We start from the raw sequence: 1745 nt of genomic DNA, 5'->3' as shown, positions 1-1745 counted from the left end.
CGGCCCAGGGTCCCCAGGCGATGGAGGTGGCGGGGAGGTGGTGGGTGTGGCGGTGGTGGGCGAGGGCGTCGAGGTAGGTGTTGGCGGCGGCGTAGGCGGCCTGTCCGCCGCTGCCCCAGGTGGCGGCGATGGAGGAGAAGAGGACGAACGCGTCGAGGTCGGTGTCGGCGAAGACGGTGTGGAGGTTGGCGGCGCCGGTGACCTTGGCGTCCATCACGTCGGTGAGGTCGGTGGGGGTCATGGTGGCGAGGGGGGTGGCCTGGCCGATGCCGGCGGTGTGGACGACGGCGCGTACGGGGGTGCCGTCGGTGCGGAGGGTGTCGGCGAGGGTGGTGAGGGCGTCGCGGTCGGTGGTGTCGCAGGCCACGACGGTGGCCGTCGCGCCGAGTTCCTCGATCCGTGTGCGCAGTTCCGCGGCGCCGGGGGCGTCGGGGCCGCGGCGGCTGGTCAGGACGATGTGCTCGGCGCCGTTGGCGGCGGCCCAGCAGGCGACGCGGGCGCCGAGACCGCCGGTGCCGCCGGTGATGAGGACCGTGCCCCGCACCTTCCATGCCTTGCCCGTGGGGGCGGGGGCCGCGCGTGTGATGCGGCGGGCGAGGACACCGGCCGGGCGTACCGCGGTCTGGTCCTCGCCGTCATCGCTGGCGAGGACGGCGGCGGTGTGCTGCCACGTCTGGGTGTCGAGGACCTCGGGGAGGTCGATGAGTCCGCCCCATCGGGTGGGTTCTTCCAGTGCGGCGACGCGGCCGAGGCCCCAGATCTGGGCCTGGGCGGTGCTGCGGATCGGGTCGGAGTCGCTGGTGGTGACGGCGCCTTGGGTGAGGGACCACAGGGGTGCGTGGACGCCGGCTTCGGCCAGGCGCTGGAGGAGGGTGACGGTGTGGGTGAGGCCGGGTGTGACGCCGGCGTGGAGGTGCTGGTCGTGGTCGGGCAGGGCGAGCAGGGACAGGATGCCGGCCGCGTCGGTGTGGGCGGTCAGGTCGGTGTCGGTGTCGATGGTCACGATGTCGGCGCCGGTGGCCCTCAGGCCCTCGACCGCCCAGTCGGCGACCGCCGCGTCCAGGTTCTCCGGCACCGCCAGCAGCCACCGCCCGTCGAGAACAGGGGCTGCCGCGACATCGACCGGCTTCCAGGTGGTGTGGTAGCGCCACTGGTCGAGGGTGGAGTGCCGGCGCTGCCGGTCACGCCAGGACGACAGGACCGGGAGGGCGTCCTTGAGGGTGAGGTCGCCGCTGACGTCGAGCGCGGACAGGTCCTCACTGGTCACGGCCTTCCAGAACGCCTCGTCGACCGGATCCACACCGGTACGGGAGTCCCCACGCTTGGGCGCCTCGGGCCAGAACCGCTCGTGCTGGAACGCGTACGTCGGCAGATCAACCCGACGAGCGTCCACACCCGCGAAGTAGGCCGCCCAGTCGACGACGGTGCCGTTCACGTGCAGCTCGGCGAGAGCGGTCATGACGGCGTCGGTCTCGGCACGGTTCTTCCGCAACGCCGGCACGAACGCAGCCTCGGCAACCGTCTCCTGAGCCATGGCGGACAGAACACCGCCCGGACCCAGCTCCAGATACGTCGTCACGCCCTGGGCGTCCAGGTGACCGATACCGTCCGCGAACCGGACCGCCTGACGGACATGGTTCACCCAGTAGTCCGAGGTCAGCAGCTCCTCCCCGGCGACGGTGCCGGTGAGGTTGGAGACGATCGGGATCCGCGGGGCCTGGAACGTCACCGCCTGCACGACCTGC

General features: G+C 72.4%; 1 protein-coding gene. It reads right to left on the bottom strand.

Features of this window, described 5'->3' with window-relative positions:
- Window positions 1-1745 (bottom strand): SDR family NAD(P)-dependent oxidoreductase (locus HW445_RS29815; protein ID WP_180223932.1); only part of this gene is annotated, 1745 nt, incomplete at both ends.

The sequence above is a fragment of the Streptomyces sp. UH6 genome, from assembly GCF_013421635.1.
GTDB lineage: Bacteria > Actinomycetota > Actinomycetes > Streptomycetales > Streptomycetaceae > Streptomyces > Streptomyces abyssomicinicus.
The sequence above is the reverse complement of the archived record's forward strand: the minus strand, read 5'-3'. Positions and strand labels throughout refer to the sequence as shown.